This is a genomic window from Brevinematales bacterium (assembly GCA_026415355.1).
In the GTDB taxonomy this organism is placed as follows: Bacteria; Spirochaetota; Brevinematia; order DTOW01; family DTOW01; genus SKYB106.
The window spans coordinates 1-5,387 of record JAOAHF010000026.1; the positions used below are offsets into that span (position 1 = coordinate 1).

Genomic DNA, 5,387 nt, shown 5'->3' on the forward strand with positions numbered 1-5,387 from the left:
CCTTAGGACTTGGTATGGTAATGGTTGGTGCTTTCTTTGACGATCAAGTCCAATCTATCCTAAACTTACCAAAAAACCAAAAACCATTGTATATAATACCAATTGGTAAATTACCAAGAAAGAAGTAATATGATAATGATAAACTACTTCGCCCTTCACTACATACTCGCAGATATAACCCTAGCACTACTACTGGTTTCAACAATCTCTGGTATTCTGATTGTAGTATTTAGAAAACTTAGAAAAATAAAGGTGAGAGGAATATACCGCAAAGCGCTTACTGTAATACATGTTATTTCAAGTATCCTTGCCCTAGCTTCTTTTCTTCTTACCTACTTCTTAGCTCCCAAGATATAAAAATAGTTGATATCATCTAAACTAACTGAAAGAGTTCTCTGTATTCTCTGTTTTACAGACCTTATAGAACCGAAGACATAATGACCTCTCTCAGTATCTCTCTTCTCAAGTCTCTTAAAAAATCCTCTGAGTATCTATCGTTCCAAATTTTTCTGAACCCTCTTATAAGGTCATATGTAAGGAGGGGATATATGCCATATCGTCTGTAGTAGTAAATTACATCTTCCAAATCCCAAAAGGGTCTTCTATATATTTCTGGAAAGAGTCTTCTAAAAATTTCTGGATCTAAAACAGACATCCAATCAAAACTCTTATTATATACGAAAACAGTATAGCCCCTGTATTCCAGTGGTTGTTGCGAAATGAAAAAAGAAACTATTGATAACTCCGAGGATTCCCTAAACCTCTCAAAAGCTACAGCATTACAGTAGGATTCTTCTACCATTTCGAAAGTCTTATCTTTAGTCTCACCTTCCCAATACTGTTTGCTTCCGTATCTTAAATAAGCGTGTCCTAGTTCGTGATAATAAACTTTGGAAAATAATACTTCTTTCAAATCAACACCATTTGACACTTCTAGTTCCTTAAAAACAGCATACTCGGGCGAGTTGGATATATCTATAATATCAAAGAAACTAACCTCACTTCCTAAGTTATATTGTGTCAATATAAAAGCAGATTTGCAGTTATCTTCTAGAGCAAGGATTGATAGACACTAAAGCATTAATTATACCTATCTCAAACTTTAGAACTCATTGACATACAAAAACACAACTAGAAAGAAATAGCGTTTTTAGATTATCATAATTCTCATCATGAGCAGGCTAAAGGTAGATAGAGTATACAAACAGTATGGAAAAAGATTTGTAGTAAATGGAATATCATTAGAAATTGAGAAAGGAGAAATAGTTGGTTTCTTAGGCCCTAACGGTTCGGGAAAGACAACTACCTTTTACATAATAGTAGGTATAGTATCTCCTGATGGTGGTAATGTTTTCTTCGACGATCAAAATATCACAGGGTGGCCTATATACAAAAGAGCAAGATTAGGTATAGGATATTTACCACAAGAGCATTCAGTATTTAGATCTTTGTCTGTTGAAGACAACATAAAAGCAATTTTAGAACTTAAAGGATACTTTGGTAAAGAACTAAATAAAAGAACTGATGAAGTAATTGAATATATGGGGCTAAACAAAGTAAGGAAGACAATTGCTTCTGCACTCTCTGGTGGTGAGAAAAGACGTTTAGAAGTAGCTAGAATGATTTCATTAGAACCATCATTTCTTTTACTTGATGAACCATTCACAGGTATAGATCCTATAGCAATAAATGATATCCAAAACATAATAAAAATGCTAAGAGAGGATAAAAATATAGGTGTCTTGATAACAGATCACAACGTCAGAGAAACACTCAGAATAGTTGATAGAGCGTATATAATATACAATGGAGAAGTTTTAATACAAGGTAACGCAGAAACACTAATAAACGACCCTAAAGCAAGAGAGATATACCTAGGACATTCATTTGATATCTAACTACATCTCAAGAAGGGATTTAATCTCATCCCATGTAATTGAAGATAAAGTAGAAGAACCAACCTCAACAATATTTGAAAATAAAGATCTTTTACTTTCTTGCAATGCTAATATTTTTTCTTCTATAGTATTTTCAGTAAGCAATTTGTAAACATTTACTGTTTTAGTTTGACCTATTCTATGTGCCCTATCCATTGCCTGTTTTTCTATCATAGGATTCCACCAAGGATCATAAAGTATAACTATATCAGCAGATGTTAGGTTTAGACCAAAACCTCCAGCTTTCAAACTTATAAGGAAAACTTTCATATCATCATTCTTATTAAATTCATCTATAACTTCTTGTCTTTTCTTGGTAGATCCATCAAGATAAGAATACTTTATACCTATCTTATCAAACTCTTCTCGTATTATCTTAAGCATCTCAACAAACTGTGAAAACAGTAATACTTTATGACCTCCCTCAATAGCATCATCTAATAAGTCCATAAGCAGTTCCATCTTCCCAGATTTTACATTTTTATATTCATCAGATATAAGATATGGGTGATTACATACTTGTCTAAGCTTAGTTAAAGCAGAAAGTATATGAAGCTTTGATTTCTCAAACCCCACTTCACCAACCTGTTTTAGTATATTTATTCTAATTTCTTTAACGAGTTTTTCATATATCTCACTTTGTTCAGGAGATAATGGTACAAATATATTTTGTTCTATCTTTTTAGGTAACTCTTTAAGAACATCATCTTTCTTTCTCCTCAATATAAAATAGGATATCATTTTAGCAAGCTCTCCGTGGTTTTCAGGTTTTGAGTACTTTTCAACAAAAGATTGGTAACTACCAAGAGTATTAGGCATTATAAAATCAAATATTGACCAAAGATCAGAAACAGAGTTCTCAATAGGAGTTCCAGTAAGTGCTATCTTTATATTGGAATTTAACATTTTAACATACTTAGTTATCTTTGCTTCTTTATTCTTTATATACTGAGCTTCATCGAGTACAACAACTTCAAAATTTTTGTCAAGATAAAGATCTATATCGTTTCTAATCAAAGCATATGATGTTATTATAACATCATATTTCAAGAAATTATTCACAAGTTCCTCTCTATCCTTCGGTTTACCTGAGACTATAGTATATTTCATGGTGGGGAAAAACTTTTCTATCTCTCTAGCCCAATTATGAGTCAGAGATGTAGGACATATAACTAGGGATGGAAGGCCTCTAAAGTTATCTTTTATGCTTTTGATAAAAGACAAAGCTTGTAATGTCTTACCAAGTCCCATATCATCGGCAAGCACCCCTCCAAAATTGTTCTTATACAGGAAATGCAACCAGTAATAACCAACCTTTTGATATTCTCTTATTACGTTCTCTATCTCAGAAGGTATCTGAATATTAGAATCCCTGCCTAAAGACTTAATCTGACTCCTAAAGTCTTCAACTTTGCTATCTCTTCTAATTCTCAAAGATTGTATCAATCTATCATCCAGAAGATCATCTTCCAATGAAATTATTTTTATAAGCTTTAAAATACTACCCTCATCCTTCTCGCCCAAGTTTATAGATTTTATCTTATCTATAAGTCTCTGGATATCACCAAGATTTTCTATCTTGTAATACTTACCAGAGATATTAATAACCCCATTCACTGAAGCTTCTCTTATTGCTCTAATAAATGTTTCAACACCAACATCTTTTATATAACTTGTATCATTATCAACTAGAAAAACCTTAAAGTCAAATCTAAAATCGTTCTTACCCTCAGTATGTATATCAATATCAAAAATAGCATTAACTATAGCAGGTACTAAAGATCTAGTTCTACTAGATAATTCAACCCTATCTTTCCAATTTCTATAATTAACAAGAATATTCTTTATAAATTCCTCTTTAGGTATGCTTATATAACTACTGAGATTATTCAAAGATATCAAGTATTCCTTTAAACCAATACCATAAAGTTCGTTAAGTACTCTTTGCCTAAAAGCCTTCAAATCACTTATGAAGTGATTATCACTTATCTCTATATGGTTTACAAGCACATCAAGTAAATCTTTAACCCTAGTTTCTTTTTCTTTGTAAATAACAATAGGTTCCCAATATAGTTTCTCAATACTCTCATTGTAGTCAAGATAAAGCTTTACATCAATTTTATCTATTTCAACAATAACCGGTTTGCTTGTATTTATTTCCTCACTCAGTATTATATTAGAAGAAGTAGATAAAATCTCATAAAACTTACCAAAAAACTTCGGAAATTCTCTCTCAGATATCTTAAACTTGTTTTCAAGTATAGCAAACCAGTTCTCTATAGGTATTGGATTGTTAAAAGTATAAAGTTTGTTCCCTCTCAAAACTCTTTTAGTATTACCATCAGCTATAATCCTTATATCCGAATAGTCTTCCACTGTTATTATCTTTAGCTTTTTAAGCCCATTATCATCTTCATAAACTATCTTAAGCTTAGGATAAAAAATATCATCAGTTATCTCTAGAGGTTCATGAGATGGATAAATATAGACCCTAGGATGTCTCTTTAGAAGATCTATAATTTTTATAAACTGACTCATTGAAAGTGCTATACCTTCATCAGGATATGTGTAAATATTATTTTGAGATATCAAAGTTCTAAGAAATAAATCATCTTCAGGAGTCACTTTAATAGTCTTTACATCATCAATTATATACTCATAAACATAGTTTTTAGGACTTCTTGCAAGCTTTTTGTCAGCTAAATCAAACTTAATCCTAACTAGAGACAACGATCTCAACTGAGAGAAATCAACCAAGACTTCAAGCGGTAAGAGTTTTTTGTCAGCCACTTTTCTACCATTACTCTTTACAGTTTTCTTATCCTCGAAGTTCATCAAAACAATAAGCATATGTTCACAATTCTGAGCTCCACAAGAACAAGATTTTTTGGTAATTTTTTCTTCCAAGATATCAAAATCAATACTTATATAAAAGCATTCTCCATCAACCTTTATTTCCCCATTAACAGTAACCTTATCATCAAAACTAACAGAAGAGATATCAACTATTTCAACATTTTCCATTATGTCCATAGCACTCCTATACAACTTATCACCAAATTCAGAAATTAAATCCATCTTGGTTATCATAAACTTTACCTACAAGGATTAAGTTTAACTGAAATTATAAAAAATCAACCACCAAAAATCAACTAAACTCTGAAATTCAATAAATTCCAAAATTTGAGAGTTATTTGGGTATAGTTAATATTTTTAGTGTCTATCAACCCTTGCTTTAGCAAATAACTACAAGTCTGTTTTCATATGCACATAATACTCCATCAGAAACTGAAATAGAAATAGGTTCCTTGAATATTTAACCATATAAGCCTGACAACACAACTCGAGGAAGAAAGAGATCCTTCGTTAAGTGAATGGTGAGACCAAATAGTAGAACACTCACTCTCTCAAAAACACACCTTGCTTTCCGTGATAGAGAAAGTGTATTGA

General features: G+C 31.7%; 4 protein-coding genes. 2 read left to right on the plus strand and 2 right to left on the minus strand.

All coding sequences use genetic code 11. The features are described 5' to 3' along the window. The first annotated feature begins 129 nt into the window (after positions 1 to 129). Complete coding sequence (locus N2712_07710; protein ID MCX8029861.1) at positions 130 to 357, plus strand: hypothetical protein; 228 nt, start codon at positions 130 to 132, stop codon at positions 355 to 357. 61 nt (positions 358 to 418) lie between these two features. On the opposite strand, the gene N2712_07715 is transcribed toward N2712_07710, so the two are convergent. Further along, positions 419 to 1,024 (minus strand): hypothetical protein, encoded by a 606-nt coding sequence (locus N2712_07715; protein ID MCX8029862.1) that lies wholly within the window; start codon positions 1,022 to 1,024, stop codon positions 419 to 421. 148 nt (positions 1,025 to 1,172) lie between these two features. On the opposite strand from N2712_07715, the gene lptB reads away from it, so the two are divergent. Next, complete coding sequence (lptB, locus tag N2712_07720) at positions 1,173 to 1,898, plus strand: LPS export ABC transporter ATP-binding protein (GenBank protein ID MCX8029863.1); 726 nt, start codon at positions 1,173 to 1,175, stop codon at positions 1,896 to 1,898. Here lptB and N2712_07725 read toward each other — a convergent pair whose 3' ends face one another. Then, positions 1,899 to 5,027, minus strand: coding sequence for a DEAD/DEAH box helicase (locus N2712_07725; protein MCX8029864.1), 3,129 nt, complete (start codon positions 5,025 to 5,027; stop codon positions 1,899 to 1,901). Between the last annotated feature and the right edge of the window lie 360 nt (positions 5,028 to 5,387).

What these genes read in the sequence shown, in the direction of transcription:
- N2712_07710 (MCX8029861.1), top strand. Translation starts at nt 130, where the DNA reads ATGATAATGATAAACTACTTCGCCCTTCACTACATACTCGCAGATATA.
- lptB (MCX8029863.1), top strand. Translation starts at nt 1,173, where the DNA reads ATGAGCAGGCTAAAGGTAGATAGAGTATACAAACAGTATGGAAAAAGA.
- N2712_07725 (MCX8029864.1), bottom strand. Translation starts at nt 5,027, where the DNA reads ATGATAACCAAGATGGATTTAATTTCTGAATTTGGTGATAAGTTGTAT.